Below are 17,230 nucleotides of genomic sequence, written 5' to 3' on the forward strand. Positions count from 1 at the left end.
CCCTCCCCACGGAGTTTGCCTGTCATGAACCTGCCAGTACCAGCACCGTCAAGGACTCACCGTTGGCGCCCGGCCGCCGCGCTCGGCGCGCTGGCCCTGGCCGCCACCGCGCTGCTGGCGACCGCGCCGCCCGCCCAGGCGGTACCGACCGCGGCCACCACCCTGGTCGTCGACGCCAGCCAGAATCTCCGCTCGGTCACCCACCTCGCCGCCGGCAGCCTCTATGGGCTCGCCGACGCCTCCACCCCGTCGGACACCCTGGTCAGCGCGCTCAAGCCGCACACCTTCGTACAGATGGCACCCGGCGGCAGCCAACTGCCCAACGGCGCCTCGCAACCGGGCGGCGACGCCCTCGTCGTCGCCTCCAAGGCGGCACAGGCGGACGCCAAGGTGGTCGTCCGGATGCCGGACTGGTACCCGAACTTCCCCTACCAGTGGGTGAGCTGGAGCGACTGGCTGTCCGCCGTCGACAAGCAGGTATCGTCCGTGCAGTCCTCGGGCGCCACCAACATCAGCGCCTACGAGATCTGGAACGAGCCCGACTGGACCTGGGACACCGCGGCCGCCGGCTCCTTCAACGCCGGCTGGGCGCGGACGTTCAAGCAGATCCGCGCCAAGGACACCACCACCCCCATCCAGGGCCCCAGTTACGCCGTCTGGAACCAGTCCTGGATGACCCAGTTCCTCACCGACGCCAAGGCCAGCGGCACCGTGCCCGACGTCATCGCCTGGCACGAACTGGAGGGCAGCCAGAACATCGCCGCCCACGTGTCCGCCTACCGGGCGCTGGAGAGCAGCCTCGGCATCAGTGCGCGCCCCATCGCGATCGAGGAGTACGGCACCCCCGCCGAGATGGGCGCCTCGGGCGCGCTCATCGGATACGTCGCCAAGTTCGAGCGGACCGGCGTGCGCGACGCCGAACTCGCCTTCTGGAACCAGTACGGGACCCTCGGTGACACCCTGACCGGCACCGGGGGCTCGCCGAACGGCTCCTACTGGACGTACAAGTGGTACGGCGACATGTCCGGGCACATGATCGTCACCACACCGCCCGCGCAGACCGGCATCGACGGCTTCGCTTCCCGCAACGGGTCGGGCAACCAGGTGAACGTGGTCGCCGGCGGCTGCACCGGCTCCTGTGCCGTGCGCATCGACGGACTGTCCTCGCTGCCCGCCTTCGGCAGCACCGTGCACGTACGCGTGCAGTACTCGCCCCACACCGGCCGCACCACCGCCTCCCCCGGTCCGATCACCGTCTCGGACACCGACTACACCGTCAGCGGCGGCTCCATCACGGTGCCGATCGCCATGAACGCCTCCGACGGCTACCGGGTGACGGTCACTCCCACCGGCACCTCGACCTCGCTGGCCGGGCGCTACCAGATCACCAACCGCAACAGCGGCCTCGCCATCGGCACCTCCGGCACAGCCACCGCGGAGGGCACGGCGGTCGTCCAGGCGGCGTCCACCACCGGCACGGACCAGAACTGGACCCTGGTCTCGGCCGGCTCGGGCCTCTACAAAATCGTCAATCAGAAGAGCGGGCTGCTCCTCGGTATCGACACCATGAGCACGGTCGACGGAGGCGGGGCGTTGATCTGGGGTGACAACGGCACCGCCGATCACCTCTGGCAGCTGATACCAGCCCGGGACGGCTACTACAAGATCGCCAACCACCACAGCGGCCTCCTGCTCGGTGTGGACGGCATGAGCACCGCGGCGGGAGCCCGGGTCCTGCAGTGGTCCGACAACGGGACGGCGGACCACCTCTGGAAGCTCACCGCGCGGTGAGACCTCCGCGCTGAGCACCGCCCGGTACGGCGGCCGGCCGGGTCCGTCCGGGACGGATCCGGCCGGCCGCCGGATGCCACCGCCCACGGTCTCGCCCCGGGCGCTGTCACACGGCGGTCGCCGACGGGGCGTGCGGGATCGCCGCGGCGCGGGCGCGGATGGTGAGGGTGCGGGTGAGCAGCGCGGCGACGGCCATGAAGACCAGGAAGTTGGTGACGAGCCCGGTGATGTCGGTCGGGGCGGCGCCCTGCTTCACCAGCCAGGTGCCCACGGCCGTCCCGAACCAGTAGGTCATGCCGAGGGAGAGCAGCGAGCGGGCGACGGCCATGCCGGCCCAGACGACCGCGTACCCGGCCCCGGCGACGGTGTGGACGGTGTTGTCGGGATGCTTGTCCACCTTCATGAGGCTGACGGCGAGCAGCCCGATCAGAGCGCCCAGGGCCACGCCGATGATCTCCACGGTCAGTCCGACGCCGTCGGTGTAGAAGTCCTTGACGAAGAGCAGGGCCACGGCGCCGCAGATGATCGCGGAGCGCACGACCGCCTTGTTGTCGAAGGTGCGGCGGCCCAGGTCGAATGCGAGAACGAGCGCCAGCACGACGGCGTTAACGATCAACGAGGTGGTCAGGCTCACAGAAGTACCTCCGGAACGGGTGCGGCGACGGTTTCCAGTCTCCGCGGGCGGCCGTCGCCCGGCATCGGCCCGGCGGCCGAGGAGGGTGGAGACGGTGACCCTCCACCCTTGTCCACCTGTCTCCACCCTGCTCCGCCCTTGCCCCACCCGCCGACGGTGACCGTGGGTGGAGTGCTGGTCAGGGGCGTGACAGCATGTCCGCATGCGCCTGACCAGACCACTCGAGGCGTCCGACGCCCCCCGGAGGTTCCGGCCGGCGGGCGGGCGGGCGCCTCTCACGATGCTGGTGCTGGGTCTGGTCCTGATCGCGACCGCGGTGGCCGGAATCCATACCTGGTCGGCGGGCATGGTGGACGCGCCCGCAGCGGCCGTCGCGCTCGCCGGATGGCTGGCGTTCGCGGCCTGGTGCGTGCGGGTGGGCCGGGCCGGGACGCGCCCGCCCCCGACGGCGGGGACGCTGAGCGGTGCCGGGCTCCTGACGGTCACGGTGACGGCCGAGGGACTGGTACTGACCTGGGTGCCGGCGCTCGGGGCGGCGGCGGCGCCGCTCCTGCTGGCGGCCGTCATGTCGGCGGCCGCCGAGTTCTCGGTGCCGCTGAGCGTGGGGGTGCTGGCCTGCGGCATGCTGGCACTGGGGTGCGGGGACCTGCTGAGCACGTCCGCGAGCACCGACCGGTGGGCCGTCGCCGTCTGGACCGCGATCCTGACGACCTTCCATCTCGTCGGCCTGACCCGGCGCAGCGCCCGTGTCCAGCACCACCAGCTGCAACAGTTGGTGGAGCAGCAGCGGCAGACCCAGCAGGAACACCAGCGCGCCGCGGCGCTGGACGAGCGGGCCCGGATCGCGCGGGAGATCCACGACGTTCTCGCCCACTCGCTCGGCGCGCTGTCCGTGCAACTGGAGGCCGTGCACGCCCTGCTCGAAGCGGAGCCCCCGCGGACGCGGCAGGCGGCGCGGCAGGTGCGCCGGGCCCGCGAGATCGCCGTGGAGGGACTCACCGAGACACGCCGCGCGATCACCGCGCTGCGCAGCGACACCGCGCCGCTGGCCGACGCGGTGCGGGCCTTGACCGACGGTGTCCGCGGGCAGCACGGCGGACCGGTGCACGCGGAGGTCGCGGGTGCCGAGCGCCCCCTGCCGCCGGAGGTGTCGCTGTGCCTGCTGCGCGTCGCGCAGGAGGCGCTGGGCAATGCCGCCAAGCACGCTCCGGGCCGGACGATCGACCTGTGCCTCGAGTACGAGGCGGACCGTGTGCGGCTGACCGTACGGTCCGCTCTGCCGGTCACCGGGACGGAAGCCGCCGACGAGCCGGGACCGGGCGGCTACGGGCTGGCGGGGATGCGTGAGCGTCTGCGGCTGGTCGGAGGTACGCTTTCGGCCGGTCCGGGGCCCAGGGGCTGGACGGTTCGAGCCGAGGTGGAAGCGTGAGTCTGCGGATCGTCGTGGCCGACGACCAGGAGGTCATCCGGGAGGCCCTGATGACGCTGCTCGACCTGATGCCCGGCATCGAGGTCGTCGGCGGTGCCTGCGACGGGCAGCAGGCGGTGGAGCGGGTCGCCGCGCTGCGGCCGGACGCGGTCCTGATGGACCTGCGCATGCCCGGCACCGACGGGATAGCCGCCACGACGCGCATCGCCGAGCAGTACCCCGGCACGGCTGTGGTGGTGCTGACGACCTACGCGGAGGAGCCGCTCATTCTCGATGCGCTGCGGGCCGGGGCCCGTGGCTATCTGACCAAGGACGCGGGGAAAGCGGAGATCGTCCGCGCGATCGAGACGGCCGTCACCGGCCACACCACCCTCGCCCCCGCAGTTCAGCGACGGCTCCTGGACGCCGCGGACCGCCCCTCCTCCCCCGCTCCCGGCGAGGAGACCGCGCGGCCGGCGGCCCTCACCGGACGCGAGGAGGACGTGCTGCGGCTCATGGCGGAGGGCCTGCCCAACGCGGCGATCGGACGGCGACTGCTGATCGGCGAGGCTACGGTCAAGACGCACGTGAACCATCTCTTCGCCAAACTCGGCACCCGTACCCGGGCCGAAGCGGTCGCCTGGGCGCATCACCACGGATATGGCCCCGCGGCACAGCCGCCCGCCTGATCCTCACATCGTGCGGGCGGCGGGCGGCGGACGCCCGTGCGTCCGGGTTCCGTGCGTTCGGTTCCGTGCCTCCGAGCGTCCGGGTTCCGCGTCCGTCAGAGACTGATGTGGACGGGGCCCCCGCTGGGTGAGATGCCGTCCAGGACGCCGGAGGGAACGCGGAAGACGCGGCCGGGGGCCGCGGGCCAGGCGAGGGTGCGGCGGGTGATGACGCGCCCGTCCTGGCGGACGGTGACCTTGGGGAAGCGCACGAACTCGTCCGACCACAGCAGCAGCCGGCCGCGGGCCGGGGCCGGGTCGCCGGGGCGCAGGATCTGAGGGGCGATCCAGCGGAAGGGGGAACCGGCGGTCAGGCGCACACCCTCGGCCGGCTGTCGTCGGCCGGCCAGGTGGTCGATGACCTGCTGGGCGACGTGCTTGCCGTCGAGGGCGGCGACGTCCGCGGTGTCGACCGGGTGCAGCATGTTGCCGACGGCGAAGACGCCGGGGCGGCTGGTGCGCAGCGCGGTGTCGGTGAGGGGGCCGAGGGTGCCCTCGTCGAGGGTGATGCCGGCGGTCCGGACGAGTTCGTGGTCGGGGATCCAGTCACCGGTGAAGACGACGGTGTCGCACTCGACGGTGCGTCGCCTGCCGGTGTCGAGGTGTTCGATCTCGACGGCCCGGCAGCGGCCCTTGCCGATGACCCGGGTGACGCGGCTGCGGGTCGCGACGGGCACGCGGAGCACCGAGCGGCCGGCCGCGTTGAAGACTCCGTAGGACTCCGCCTTCGGGTACTGGCTGACCATGAGGGCGGGGGTGCAGCCGGCCTCGCGCAGGGTGACGACCGCGGACCAGCTGACGAGTTCGCCGCCGACGACGACGGCCCGCTTGCCGACGGGCTGGTGGTGGAGGTGGACCAGGTTCTGCAGCTGTCCGGTGGTGTAGACGCCCTGCGGGCGGTCGCCGGGGATGCGGCGGGCGGTGCGGGGCCGCTCGCGGGCGCCGGTGGCGAGCACGATGGCCCGGGGGCGGACGCGGTAGCGGCCGTCGGGGCTGGTGACGTCCAGGGTCTGTTCGTCGGCCCAGCCGGTGACCATGGTCTTCACCCGGATCTCCGCTCCGGCCCGGGTGGTCCGGTCGACCAGGTGGCGGGCGTAGGCGGGGCCGGTCATCACCCGGTGCAGGTCGCGCAGGCCGTAACCGGTGTGGTCGCTGTGGCGGGGAATGCCGCCGGCCGCGCTCTCCCGGTCGACGACGAGGATGTCACCCGCCGACCGGTCGGCGAGCTCGGCGGCCGCGGTCAGTCCCGCGGGGCCGCCGCCGATGATGAGGACGTCGGGCTGGATCAGGGGCGGCTGGTCGGTCATCGGTTGTCCTTGTGCTGGCTGCTGCAGCCGTCGTGGTTCTGGTACTGGGTGCGCAGGGCGGCGACGGCCGCGCCGCAGAAGAAGCCCTGGCAGCGGCCGTTCATGGCGCGGGTGCGGCGGCGCAGGCCCTCCAGGCTGCGGGCGGGCACGGGCGCGTGACAGGCGTCGCGGATCTCGCCCTCGGTGACGCGCTCGCAGAAGCAGACGACGGTGCCGTAGGCGGGGTCCGCGGCGATGCGCTCGGCGTCCTGGTAGGGGCGGGTGGTGGCCTCGCCGATGTTCGGCATCCGCGGCGGCTCGGGCAGGTCGCCGCGGTCGCGCAGAGTGAGACCGGCCTCCTCCAGGAGGGTACGGGCGTGTTCGGCGATGGCGATACCCGCGGTCAGGCCGGTGGAGCGGATGCCGCCGACGAGGAGGTAGCGCTGCTCGGGTGTGGCCTCGATGAGGTAGTCGGGGTGGTCGATCGCGGCGCGCAGTCCGGCGTAGCTGGCGGTGACCTCTTCGGCCAGCAGGCGCGGCATGAGCCGTTCGCCCTTGGTGAGGAGGAAGTCGTAACCGTTCTCAGAGGTCGCGGTGTCGGTGCGGTCGTTGAGGTCCTCGGCGGTGGGGCCGAGCATGACGTTGCCGTAGATGGTCGGGGAGATGAGTACGCCCTTGCCGCGGGAGGAGGGCACGGGCAGGACGATCTTGTCGACCATAGGCCGGGTCAGCTTGTCGAAGACGAACAGCTCGCCGCGGCGCGGGGTGACCGTGAAGCGGTCGTGGCCGAAGAGCCGGTCGATGTGGTCGGCGCCGAGGCCGGCGGCGTTGACGACCCAGCGGGCCCGCACCTCGCCGCCCTCGGTGCTCAGGACGGTCACGTCGTCGGTCGTGTCGACGGCGGTCACGGCGTGCTTCAGCAGGATGGTGGTGCCGCGCTGCTGGGCGTCGGTGGCCAGGGCGAGGTTGGTGGTCCAGGTGCAGATGATGGACTCGTCGGGGACGGTGAGGCCGCCCAGCACCCCTTCGCCGAGGTCGGGAACGCTGCGGTAGACCTCGTCGGCGCCGATGATTCGGCTGTGCTCGTAGCCGTTGGCCTCGGCCTTCTCCTTCAGGCCGGGCAGTGCGTCGAGCTCCTCCTGGTTCCAGGCCACGAGGACTGCGCCGGTGTGCTCGACGGGGATGCCGGTGGCCTTGGCGTAGGCGCTCAGCAGGCGGTACCCGCGGGCGACCAGGCGGGATTCGAGGGTTCCCGGTTTGGCGTCGAAGCCGGTGTGCAGGATCGCGGTGTTGGCCTTGCTGGTGCCGTCGCCCACGTCGTCACGGGCTTCGAGCAGCGCCACCGAGACGTCGCAGCCGGACAGCTCGCGCGCGATCGCCGCGCCGACGATTCCTCCTCCGATCACCGCGACGTCGTAGACGCCGTCGTCCGGACGGTGGGGGATGGCGGTCATGAGTGTTCTCCCTTGGCGGCACAGGCTGTGGCGGCCTGCGCCCATGTGGTGCGGTATTCCTGGGCCCGGTCGGCGGACCAGCGGGGTTCGTACACGGTGCTCGGCTTCCAGTCCCCGACGGCTTCCTTGAGGCTGAGCGCGGGGTCCAGCGCCCGGCGCGCGAGGGCGGCGGCGCCCAGGGGGGTGGCATGCGCGCTGGGATAGATGTCGACGGGGAGCTGGGCGATGTCGGCCTGGGCCTGCATGAGGGCTGCCGAGTTGGTCAGGCCGCCGTCGGCGCGCAACCGGGTCAGCGGCCGGCCGAGGTCGTGACCGACCAGGGCGGCCAGCTCGGTGACCTGTGCCGCGATGCCCTGCAGCAGGGCGAGGACGAGGTGTTCACGCCGGGTGGACAGCGTCATACCGGTGAAGGAGGCGGTGGCGTCCGGCGTCCACCAGGGGGCGGCGAGCCCGGCGAAAGCCGGCACGCACAGGACGCCTTCGCTGTCCGCCGCGACCAGTTGGTCGAGTTCGGTGGCCGACTGGACCAGGCCGAGGTCCTGGAGCCATCGCACGGCGGAGGCGACGGTGTAGACCTGGCCGTCCACGCAGTACAGGGTCTGTCCCTCGGCCTGCCAGGCCACCGACGTCGTCAGCTTCGCGCTGGAACGCACGGGGTTCAGGCCGGTGTTGGCCAGCAGGAACGCACCGGTGCCGTACGTGCACTTGGCGGTCCCCTGTTCCAGGCACGCCTCGGCGACCAGGGCGGCCTGCTGGTCGACGATCAGTCCGGCCACCGGCACCTCCGGGCCGAAGGCGCGCGTGGTGCCCACGATCTCGTCGGAGGTGGCGATGCGGGGCATGCGTTCGGTGCCGAGCCCGAACCAGTCGGCGAGTTCGCCGTCCCAGGATGCGCTGTCCAGATCGAAGATCAGGGAGCGGCTGGCGGTGGAGGCGTCGGTGACGAACTCTCCCGTCAGGTGGTGCACCAGCCAGGTGTCGGTGGTGGTCACGACTCCCTCACGGGTGAGGTTCCGGCGGACCCAGGCCATCTTGGGCGCGGAGAAGTACGGGTCGAGGACGAGCCCGGTGCGTGCGGCGATGGCGGCGGAGCTGTCGGCCAGCTCCGTACAGATGCTCTCCGCGCGCCGGTCCTGCCAGACGATCGCCGGGGACAGGGGGGTCCCGGTGGCGGGGTCCCAGGCCAGGACGGTCTCTCCCTGGTTGGCCAGGGCGACCGCGGCGATCGGGCGGCCGGCCGTGGCCACCGCCCGGCGGCCGGCGGTCAGGACGGAGTCGAGCAGTTCGTGCGGGTTCTGCTCCACGCCACCGCCGGGCAGGTAGGTGGGGCGGACGGTCTCCTCGGCGATGGCGACCGTGCCCTCGTCGGCGTCGACGACGATGGCCTTGGTGCCCGAGGTGCCCTGGTCGATGGCGAGGACGGCGGTCACTTGGCGCTCCTTTCGGCGGCCGCGGAGCCCTCCGGCGTCGTGCCAACGGTGTCCAGGGCGCGGTCCACGTCGGCCATGTCGGGCATGGTCAGGCCGGCCCGGCCACGGCGGATGATCAGGGCCGCGAGGTACACGGCACCGATCCCGCACAGCACCAGCACGTAGATCCAGGGAGCGCGGAAGGAGGAGTCCCGGAAGATCAGCAGTTCGTACACCAGCCACACACCGGCCAGGACGAGGACGGGGACCTCCCAGCGGCCCAGCGAGAAGCCCTTCGACGGCGGCAGCGAGTGGCGCTTGGCCGCGTACATCGCCACGGTGCCGGCGTAGATGACCGCGGGCAGCAGGGTGGCGGCGGAGAACAACTCGAACAGGGCGTCGGTGGAGCGGGAGAAGACCGCGAGGATGATCTGGGCGATCAGCATCATGAAGACGGTGGCGTTCAGGGGCGTCGATGTGCGCCGGTCCACGCGCTTGAGCAGCCGCCAGCCGGGGAAGCGCTCGTCGCGGGACATGGCGTAGACAAGGCGGGTGCCGCTGAGGGTGATCACCAGTCCGCAGGAGAAGATCGAGACCACGACCAGGACCAGCAGGATCTTGCCGACGACCGACCCGAGGACGGCGGTGATGACGGTGGCCACCGGGGTGCCGGACGCGTCGAGGCCGTCGATGTGGCCGGCCGCGGCGGTGATCGCGATCAGGAAGAGGAAGCCGAGCACGCCGAGGGAGAGCACCGCCTGGACCATCGCCTTGGGAATGACGCGGGCGGGATCCTTGGTCTCCTCGGCAAGGTTCGCCGCGGACTCGAACCCGACGATGGTGAAGGCACCCAGCAGAAAAGCCAGGGCGAACGGTCCGACCTCGGTGGCGCCGCCCAGCCCGTAGTAGCCGCTCGCGGGCACGGTGCCGGTCTCGAAGAGGTGGGCGAAGTCCAGCTTGCCGGTGAACGCGCCGACCGCGAACAACAGCACGGTCAGGGCGATCATGCCGATGAGCTGCATGGTCACCGCCACTTTGTTCACCCGGTGGGTGGTGCGGGTGGAGATGCCCACCAGCAGGGCCTGGAGGAGGACGACCCCGGCCGTGATGACCCAGGCGTTCTGTGTGGTGCCGACGTAGCGGAACAGTTCGGGGAGGATCGTGGAGGCGATGGTGTAATCGACCGCCACCACGACCACGCCCAGGAAGGCGAACGAGATCCATCCCATGATCCAGCCCCATATGGGGCCGACGATCCGCGACACCCACTGGTAGGAGTAGCCGCTGATCGGGATGCGGGCCGCGAGGGCGCCGAACACGAGGGCGATGGACAGCTGGCCGATCACCGAGATCGGCCAGGCCCAGATGCCGCGCGGGCCCGAGGTGGCGAGTACCGCGCCGTAGGTGGTGAAGATGCCGGTCGCGATGGACACGAACCCGAACGCGACCGAGAACGAGGCGTACCAGCCCAGTTCCCGCGCCATCTCCTGACGGCCGCCGGTCATCGCACCAGGCTCCCCGGCCGCTCTGGACCCCTGGGGGCCTTTTTCTGCTTGTGCCATGACTCGCTTCCCTCTTCAGGGTGCCCGCCCACGCAGCGGGGGGCGATGGATCAGATGGACGAGAAGGTGAAAGGTCGACGTCCGGACGGTGGGTACCCCCCGCCATGACCGTTTCTATGGGTTGTTGACCGCGAATTACTGAAAGTGTGGCCTAGTGCCCGAGGGGCGTCAAGAGTTCGCAACACCTTTACGCGCCTGAATTGATCGGAAACCATCCGCTTAACCTGCGAACTTGAGCAGCCGCCCGCCTGGCTCGGCGGAGGAGGGATGACCAGCGAGCAACGGTTGCGGTTACCATGCAGTCACAGATCCACAAGAACAGTCACCGCTGAGGGGGTGTCGTGCTCCCCGTCGAGCGCCACCGAAGGATCGTCGCCGAACTGTCCCGGCTGAAGTTCGTCACCACGGACGACCTCACCGCACTGCTGAGCGTCTCCCATGAAACCGTCCGCAGGGACCTCGCCCAACTGGAACGACGCGGTGAACTGACCCGGGTGCACGGCGGCGCGACCAGCCCCGAGGCCCCGGTCGGCGAAGAGCCGTCCTTCAGTGAACGCAGCGGCGCCATGGCCGAGGAGAAGCGGACCATCGGACGCGCCGCCGCCGCACTCATCGAGCCGGGCCAGACCATCGTCATCGACGTCGGCACCACCGCGCTCGAAGTGGCCCGTGCCCTGCCCGCCGACCACACCGGTGTCATCGCCACGCCGTCCCTGCTCGTGGCCGCCGAGGTCAGCACCCGCCCCCGCGTGGAGGTCCTGGTCAGCGGGGGACGGCTCCGGGCGGGCGACCTGGCCTGCTCCAACGCCCACGCGGTGGGCTTCTTCTCCGACCTGCGGGCCGATGCCGTCTTCGTCGGATCCGGGGGCATCGCGCCCTACGGCCTGACCGACTTCCACCTCGACGAGGTCGCCACCAAGCGGGCCATGCTCGCCAACGCCTCCCACCGCTACGTGCTCGCCGACTCCAGCAAGTTCGGACGTACCGCCGCGCACCGCGTCTGCGAGCTCGACGGCTTCGACACCCTGCTCACGGACCAGCCCTGCCCGCAGGACCTGCGCACCGCCATCGGCCGTACCGGGGGCACCGTCGTCGTGGCCTGACCTCAGTCGGAGACGGCCTCGGACGGAGGTCACCGGTCCGTCAGTGCGACGAGGACGGGCCACACCTCCCGTGGGCCCCCCGGCGGATTCGCACTCATCCACGCGCGCAGCGCCTCCGCCACCTGGCGCGGATCCGCCGTCGCGTAGTGATGGACGTCCCACGACGCGTACAGGGTGATGGTGATCGGTTCGCCGTTCGCACGGGCCGAAACCGCACCGAGGCCGAACCGCTGCGCCTCCGTGACGAACGCGAGGCCCTGACCGTGGGCGGCGAGCGACTGAGCGACCGACCCGGTCGACACCTCACGGATCGACGGTGCGTGCTCCAGGGTCGCGGTCGCCGCGACCACAGCCGCCTCGACGCCGCTGCGCGGGACGATGAGCCAGGACTGGCTCAACAGTTCCAAGTCACCGACGACCGTGACGCCGAAGCTCTCATACGCCTCTTCGGTGTCCTGCACCATCACAGGAATCTCGGCGATCGGCAGGATGTGGCGGTGTTCGGGAGGCGGCAGCGAACTGCCGGCGAGATCGACGTCGTGGTCCAGAGCGGCGTCGACGTCGTCGGCGAGGATGCTGTGCAGGTCGACGACGGGAACGTCCGTCGTCGCGACGAACGGTGTGAGCACCCCCTCGGCCGTGGCATGCGGGCAGGCCACCCGGAACGACGGCTTCCCGCGGACCGCGAGTGCATCACAGCCTCGGCCCGGCCGAAACGGGCCAGGACATCGACACCGAGGCGGTCGGCATCCTGAACCGCCGACAGGGGAATCGGAGCGGCGCGTGGGCATGGGGGCAGCATCACACCATGCGCTTCACACACCCGGCCGACCGAGCGGTCCCCGGTTGGTCACTGCGGCCGGTGCCCAAGAGCGGCAGCCCGGACACGGTCGCGGCCTCCTCCCGCCGAGCCGACGGATCACAGACGGCCGGCGCGATCAGTACGGTGCCTGACGAACGGCGGGCCGCCGGGCACCGCGATGAACATGTGGGCGCGGTCCGTGCCGCCGGCCTCGACCAGGAGCACGCGTACACCAGGGTCCTCGGTGAGGCGGGCGGCCGCGATCCATCCGGACGAGCCGGCTCCGACGACGATGTAGTCGAACCTGTGGGCCATCGGACGGCTCCTCGGGGGTGCCGGGTACGCGAGTGACTCGAACGTAGGGTCCGGCGGCGGTGGACATCCGCGTCAGGAAGGGAAGTCGGCGCGCGCCTTCGACATCTGTCGAAACGCGCCGGGTCAGTGCCCGGCGGTGTCACGGTAGGCGGCCAGCCACAGCGCCAGGTCGGTGCGGGCGGGGCCGGAGCGCAGGTCGGCGCCGGTCAGCTCGCTGATGCGGTCCAGGCGGTAGTAGAGGGTGGTGCGGTGGACGTGCAGTTCCCTCCCGGCCGCCGCCACCTCGCCCCGTGGTCCCGACACCTTCCCCTCCTCGGCTCGGAGATCACCAACGCCGACGAGGTACAGGATTGTTTCCGCAAGAGGCTTCGAGGGTGTGAAGATGGAGTGAGAAGCACTATCGAGACCACGGGAAGGTGCCAGCGTCCCACGGGTCACTCGAACGGCCAGATCCCACATACGTCCCACAGAACGCCTGACTACCCGTCACGACGTCGGTACAGCGCAGGTCAGAGTGGATCATGGTGGGATACAGCAGGCGCCTTCTCGCCGCCCGGTGCGCGCATGCGGGGGCCAGCGGAGCGGCGGATCCGGCGCAGAAGGTTGCGGCAGCGGATGGACTGCACGTCGGGTACCCGGTCGGCGAGTTGCAGGAGGTGGCTGCGGTGGCTTCGGGGTCTCGGGCGAGGAGGTGGGCGTACGCGAGGTGGTTGCCGTGCAGGAGTGCGGAGCGGGGAAATCCGCTGGTGGGGCCGTGGTCCGTGAGGGGTGACAGGAGGGTGGTCGCCTCGGCGAGCAGGCGCCTGGTGTGGACTGGGTTCGAACGCCCGCCGCCTCAGCCGGACCGGTACGGGGCGAGTGCGGCGGCCCGGCCTGGCCGTTGGCGACTCCAGGCATCTGTCGTCCCATGCGGTGCTCATGAATACGGGCTGGCCGACAAGATCCAAAGAAGACGGCCTAGTCCACAACCCGCTCTGAACGCACCTATACCTCCAGGTCGCCCGGGCCGTGGTGACCAGGCCGCCCCACATCCCGGGTGAAGCCGGCACGAGATCGACCTACCTCGGGTCGGCTTTGAGGTAGACGAGGAGCTTGTTCTTCTGAAGCGGGCAAGCGCAGGCGAAGTTCCGCAGCCGCTGATACGCCCGGTACTGCTTGCGTTGCACCCGGCTAACGCCGTTCCCGAGGCCGAGCGGCACCTCATCGACCGCGCCTCCGCCAGCTCCCCTGCCCACGCACAGGCGGCAACCCAACCCGCCCCGACGCACCCGCCTCCGGCCAGTGACGGAAGCCGCAGTCTCCAACTGCACGAGGACTCGTCAAAGGCATCACGGTTCTGGATGCGTCGGCCATCTCTGGCGGTGCCCGTCCCGTTCGTTACGGTGTAGCAGTCATGGCCCCGCGAGACGCACACGAAGGGTTGCTCGGCACCTTGACATGTGATATTAGATCATTGCCGCGTGCCGCGTGCCGCGTGCCGCGTGCCGCGTGCCGCGTGCCGCGTGCCGCGTGCCGCGTGCCGCGTGCCGCGTGCCGCGTGCCGCGTGCCGCTGACCGGCTGGAGGCGCGGGTTTGTTAAAGGCGGCCGCCTTGTCCGGTGATCAGCCTCTTCGCGTGCCCGTGGGGTACGACGCCCACCGATGGAGCACCTTCCGCGGAGAACGGACTCTGGTCGTCGCCACGCGTACGGTCACGTCGGCCGTACGCATCCTCGAAGCGCTGCCCGCCCTGCTGCGCGGCGACGATCGCGTGACCGTCGTCTTCGCTCACGACCCGACCTCTGCCTTCGGCTCCGGCGTCCTCGACCTGCTGCACGGCGCCGGCTGCCGGGTAATGCCCTGGGAACAACTGGAGCGCATCGCCCCTGACCTCATTCTCTCCGCCAGCGAGAACATCGACGTACCGGAGGGGCACTGCCCGGTCCTGGTGTTGCCGCACGGGGTGGGCTTCCAGAAGCTGGTGCCGGACGCGCGCGGTCCGCACGAGCGGCTCTCCGGTGCCGTGCCGGACTCCCTGCTGGAGTCGGGCCGTGCCTGGCTGGCCGTATCGCATCCGGCCCAGGAGGAGCAGCTGCTCGCCACGCACCCGAAAGCAGCCGGCCGTACCCTGCTGGTGGGTGATCCCTGCTTCGACGAACTCCTGGCCAGCCGGAAGAGCAGGGAGGCGTACCGCGAGGCCCTGGGGGTCACGGCAGGCCAGCGCCTGATCGTGGTCAGTTCGACCTGGGGGCCCACGTCGCTCCTGGGACGTCACCCGCACCTGCCCGCGCGTCTCCTCGGAGAACTTCCCTGTGACGAGTATCTGGTTGCTGCGATAGTCCACCCCAACGTATGGGCCGCTCACGGCGCGTGGCAGATCCGAGTACTCCAAGCGGCTGCCTTGGACGCGGGACTGCGTCTCGTGCCCGCTGTTCACGCGTGGCGGGCCGCGCTCGTCGCAGCGGACGCCGTGGTCGGCGACCACGGCTCGGTGACGCTGTACGGTGCCTCGACGGGTACGCCCGTCCTGCTGGGGGCGTTCGGCGCCGACGCGGTGCCCGGGACGGCGATCCACGGTCTGGCGGCCGTCGCGCCCCGGCTCGACCTCCGTGGAGACATGCGTCGACAGGTCGAGCACGTCATTCACGAACACACGCCCGAGCGGTACGCGGCCATCGCCCAGTCTGCCTTTGCCGAGCCGGGACAGGCCCTCCCCCGGCTCCGTGCCGCCCTCTACCGGCTGCTGCGGCTCCCGGAGCCGCCTTCCCCGCCACCTTCTGCGCTGGTGCTGCCCCGGCCTGACCCCTCGGCCTCTCCTGTCACATCCTGGCAGGTGACCACAGAGGTCGAGGGAATCGATCAGGACCACGTGCCCTCGGCTGTCGTCGTACGCCGTTTCCCGGCCGCCGTGCACTCAGGCAGTGGCACGGGCACCAGCTCGCCCCTGTTCTTCACCCATCTCGCGTGCCCCGACGGTGAACGCGACCGGCGGCTGGTCGAGAGTGCCTCAGTGATCCTGGCCCACCGTCCGGCCCCCACCGCGGTGGGTGCGTTGCGGTGGATCCAGGGCACCCTCGAGCGGCTGCCCGGAAGCCTCCTCGCCGCATCGGCCGTCCGCCATGGGGGCTTCCTGATCGGGCTCAGGGACGGCCGGATCCTGGAGGCGGCCGTCACCGGCCCCGAGCTGGACGCGGGTCTTCCGGCTGCCGTTGTCTACGCATGCCTGCGCGCGGGTCGCCCCCTGGAGGACGCCTACGTCACCCTGCGGATCGGAGACCTGCGGACCGAGGACGTCGTCCTGCGGCTGCGCCCTTCTCCCGCACCGAGCGGCCTGCGGTGACCGGCTGTCACCGGTCGCGATTCTCCAGCCGCCGGCGCAAATCCTCGGCTACAGGGTTGCCGTTGGCCTCGTGGAGCGCGACCGCCCGGGCGAGCCAGCCGCGCACGCTGTCCTGGTGGCTTCCGGTCCGCTCGGCGATGTCGACGAGGGTGACGAGGGCCTCAGCCTCGTAGTGCGTCGCTTTCTCCTCCTCAAGGAAACGAACCGCCTCGCGCAATGCGCGCACCGCCTCTGCGGTGGCGCCCAGGTGGTCGTGGACGACACCGATCGCGGCCATGGCCCGAGCGGCCATACGCGGGTCGGGTTCCTCGCGTGCGAGCAGGTCGTGGTGCGCCATGCGCAGGGTTTCCAGCGCTTCGGCGTACTCACCGCGAGCATCCAGCGCGCAGCCGAGGAAGTAGGCGGCGATGGCCGCCCCACGGCCCTGCCCCGCCTCCTTGTTCAGCTCGTACGACCGCCGGTAGGCGGGGACGGCCTGAGCAGGGTCGACCCGGTCCAGATGCCGCCCGAGGAACTCCTGCACGGAGGCACGCAGAGTGAGGTGGTCGGTCACCTCGGCCCGTGCGGCGGCGGTCCGCAGCTCCCTCCCGGCACGGTCGGTCTCGCCGACGTCCATCAGCGGGCGGGACAGCAGGCTGCGCAGCCGCGCCTCGGCTTGTGCGGCCTCGGCGATCTCGTTTACGGTCTCAGCCGACTCGGCGAGGGCGGTGGCCGAGGCGACGCCGAGTTCGAGTGACTCCTTCCACGCCTCCAGGTAACGGTGGCGCAGGAACAAGGCCGTGAACGCCTCGGCCAGTGGCCAGACAAGGCTGTGCAGCCGGTGCCGGCTCGCGGCCCGCAGGACGGCCAGGATGGCGTGGCGCTCGGCATCCAGCCACTCCAGGGGGGAAGGTCCCGTGCCGGCCGCGAAGGGATCGTCCGCGGTGCGCAGCAGCGGTGACAGGTCGGCGATCCGCAACCGCTCCTTCCTCAGCGCCCGATCGCCGAACGCGGCGAGAACGAGGTAGTGGGTGGCCACCCTCCTCGTCATCGCCTTCTCCTCCGCCGGCGGCTCCTCCTCCGCGGCACGTTCCCGGGCATGCAGCCGCACGAGGTCGTGTATGCGGTAACGGCCGTCGCGGCCGGCCTCCACGAAGCTCGCGGTCACGAGGGTGCGCAGCAGGCGCTTCGCACTCGGGGTGTCGAGGTCCGCGGCGACCGCGGCGACTCCGGCATCGAAGGCGCCAGTCGGCAGCCATCCAAGGAGGCGGTAAAGCCGGGCAGCGTCCGGCGGCAGCAGCCGGTACGAGGAGCCGAGCAGGGCGGACACGGAGTATCCCTCCCCGGGGAGAGCCCCCTGGAATCCTGGAAGGGCCAGCGCGGCAAGCCGGCCGGCTTCGTCCTCCAGTTCCTCCGACAGGGACGTCATGGTCAAACCGTC

At 71.1% G+C, this 17,230-nt stretch carries 13 protein-coding genes and 2 pseudogenes; 6 read left to right on the forward strand and 9 right to left on the reverse strand.

The genetic code is table 11. The features are described 5' to 3' along the window. Positions 1-24: 24 nt before the first annotated feature. A complete protein-coding gene (locus ACIP67_RS26295; protein ID WP_401695197.1) occupies positions 25-1,791 on the forward strand; it encodes an RICIN domain-containing protein in 1,767 nt (588 codons plus the stop codon). Between the two features lie 106 nt (positions 1,792-1,897). Here ACIP67_RS26295 and ACIP67_RS26300 read toward each other — a convergent pair whose 3' ends face one another. Next, entirely contained in the window at positions 1,898-2,425 is a 528-nt protein-coding gene (locus ACIP67_RS26300) for a hypothetical protein (protein ID WP_401695198.1), read from the reverse strand. Positions 2,426-2,627: 202 nt separating this feature from the next. Between ACIP67_RS26300 and ACIP67_RS26305 the strand changes: the two genes are divergently transcribed. Both ACIP67_RS26305 and ACIP67_RS26310 read left to right on the forward strand, forming a co-directional pair. Further along, positions 2,628-3,854, forward strand: a complete 1,227-nt coding sequence (locus ACIP67_RS26305) for a sensor histidine kinase (protein WP_401695199.1) — start codon at positions 2,628-2,630, stop codon at positions 3,852-3,854. Next, positions 3,851-4,522 carry a response regulator gene (locus ACIP67_RS26310; protein WP_401695200.1) on the forward strand — a complete coding sequence of 224 codons (672 nt, stop codon included), beginning with the start codon at positions 3,851-3,853 and terminating at the stop codon, positions 4,520-4,522. Before ACIP67_RS26305 ends, ACIP67_RS26310 begins: the two co-directional genes overlap by 4 nt. 95 nt (positions 4,523-4,617) lie before the next feature. Here ACIP67_RS26310 and ACIP67_RS26315 read toward each other — a convergent pair whose 3' ends face one another. The 4 genes from ACIP67_RS26315 to ACIP67_RS26330 are packed head-to-tail and all read right to left on the reverse strand — an operon-like array spanning position 4,618 to position 10,215. After that, the gene (locus ACIP67_RS26315) at positions 4,618-5,868 is read right to left on the reverse strand and encodes an NAD(P)/FAD-dependent oxidoreductase (RefSeq protein WP_401695201.1); all 1,251 of its coding nucleotides are present in this window, start codon (positions 5,866-5,868) and stop codon (positions 4,618-4,620) included. Next, on the reverse strand, positions 5,865-7,301 hold the full coding sequence (locus tag ACIP67_RS26320) for an NAD(P)/FAD-dependent oxidoreductase (protein WP_401695202.1): 1,437 nt from the start codon (positions 7,299-7,301) through the stop codon (positions 5,865-5,867). The genes ACIP67_RS26315 and ACIP67_RS26320 overlap by 4 nt, the downstream gene beginning before the upstream one ends. Next, positions 7,298-8,731, reverse strand: coding sequence for an FGGY family carbohydrate kinase (locus tag ACIP67_RS26325; RefSeq protein ID WP_401695203.1), 1,434 nt, complete (start codon positions 8,729-8,731; stop codon positions 7,298-7,300). Before ACIP67_RS26325 ends, ACIP67_RS26320 begins: the two co-directional genes overlap by 4 nt. Further along, positions 8,728-10,215, reverse strand: a complete 1,488-nt coding sequence (locus ACIP67_RS26330) for an APC family permease (protein WP_401695204.1) — start codon at positions 10,213-10,215, stop codon at positions 8,728-8,730. The genes ACIP67_RS26325 and ACIP67_RS26330 overlap by 4 nt, the downstream gene beginning before the upstream one ends. Before the next feature lie 398 nt (positions 10,216-10,613). On the opposite strand from ACIP67_RS26330, the gene ACIP67_RS26335 reads away from it, so the two are divergent. After that, complete coding sequence (locus ACIP67_RS26335) at positions 10,614-11,375, forward strand: DeoR/GlpR family DNA-binding transcription regulator (protein ID WP_401695205.1); 762 nt, start codon at positions 10,614-10,616, stop codon at positions 11,373-11,375. Positions 11,376-11,404: 29 nt separating this feature from the next. Here ACIP67_RS26335 and ACIP67_RS26340 read toward each other — a convergent pair whose 3' ends face one another. Beyond that, positions 11,405-12,004, reverse strand: a complete 600-nt coding sequence (locus tag ACIP67_RS26340) for a hypothetical protein (RefSeq protein WP_401695206.1) — start codon at positions 12,002-12,004, stop codon at positions 11,405-11,407. 59 nt (positions 12,005-12,063) lie between these two features. Here ACIP67_RS26340 and ACIP67_RS26345 point away from each other — a divergent pair. Next, a pseudogene (locus tag ACIP67_RS26345) lies at positions 12,064-12,249 on the forward strand (hypothetical protein); the annotation flags it as partial. Positions 12,250-12,372: 123 nt separating this feature from the next. Here ACIP67_RS26345 and ACIP67_RS26350 read toward each other — a convergent pair. Both ACIP67_RS26350 and ACIP67_RS26355 read right to left on the reverse strand, forming a co-directional pair. Beyond that, positions 12,373-12,492, reverse strand: a pseudogene (locus ACIP67_RS26350) (NAD(P)-binding protein); the annotation flags it as partial. A gap of 123 nt (positions 12,493-12,615) precedes the next feature. Further along, on the reverse strand, positions 12,616-12,795 hold the full coding sequence (locus tag ACIP67_RS26355; RefSeq protein WP_401695208.1) for a helix-turn-helix domain-containing protein: 180 nt from the start codon (positions 12,793-12,795) through the stop codon (positions 12,616-12,618). Positions 12,796-14,106: 1,311 nt separating this feature from the next. Here ACIP67_RS26355 and ACIP67_RS26360 point away from each other — a divergent pair. Then, positions 14,107-15,810, forward strand: a complete 1,704-nt coding sequence (locus tag ACIP67_RS26360) for a hypothetical protein (RefSeq protein ID WP_401695209.1) — start codon at positions 14,107-14,109, stop codon at positions 15,808-15,810. A 7-nt stretch (positions 15,811-15,817) separates the two neighbouring features. On the opposite strand, the gene ACIP67_RS26365 is transcribed toward ACIP67_RS26360, so the two are convergent. Continuing rightward, positions 15,818-17,218: a hypothetical protein gene (locus ACIP67_RS26365; RefSeq protein ID WP_401695210.1), complete on the reverse strand. Its 1,401-nt coding sequence runs from the start codon at positions 17,216-17,218 to the stop codon at positions 15,818-15,820. Positions 17,219-17,230: the final 12 nt, after the last annotated feature.

The sequence above is a fragment of the Streptomyces sp. NPDC088812 genome, from assembly GCF_044750285.1.
GTDB lineage: Bacteria > Actinomycetota > Actinomycetes > Streptomycetales > Streptomycetaceae > Streptomyces.

What these genes read in the sequence shown, in the direction of transcription:
- ACIP67_RS26295 (WP_401695197.1), top strand. Translation starts at nt 25, where the DNA reads ATGAACCTGCCAGTACCAGCACCGTCAAGGACTCACCGTTGGCGCCCG.
- ACIP67_RS26305 (WP_401695199.1), top strand. Translation starts at nt 2,628, where the DNA reads ATGCGCCTGACCAGACCACTCGAGGCGTCCGACGCCCCCCGGAGGTTC.
- ACIP67_RS26315 (WP_401695201.1), bottom strand. Translation starts at nt 5,868, where the DNA reads ATGACCGACCAGCCGCCCCTGATCCAGCCCGACGTCCTCATCATCGGC.
- ACIP67_RS26320 (WP_401695202.1), bottom strand. Translation starts at nt 7,301, where the DNA reads ATGACCGCCATCCCCCACCGTCCGGACGACGGCGTCTACGACGTCGCG.
- ACIP67_RS26330 (WP_401695204.1), bottom strand. Translation starts at nt 10,215, where the DNA reads ATGACCGGCGGCCGTCAGGAGATGGCGCGGGAACTGGGCTGGTACGCC.
- ACIP67_RS26365 (WP_401695210.1), bottom strand. Translation starts at nt 17,218, where the DNA reads ATGACGTCCCTGTCGGAGGAACTGGAGGACGAAGCCGGCCGGCTTGCC.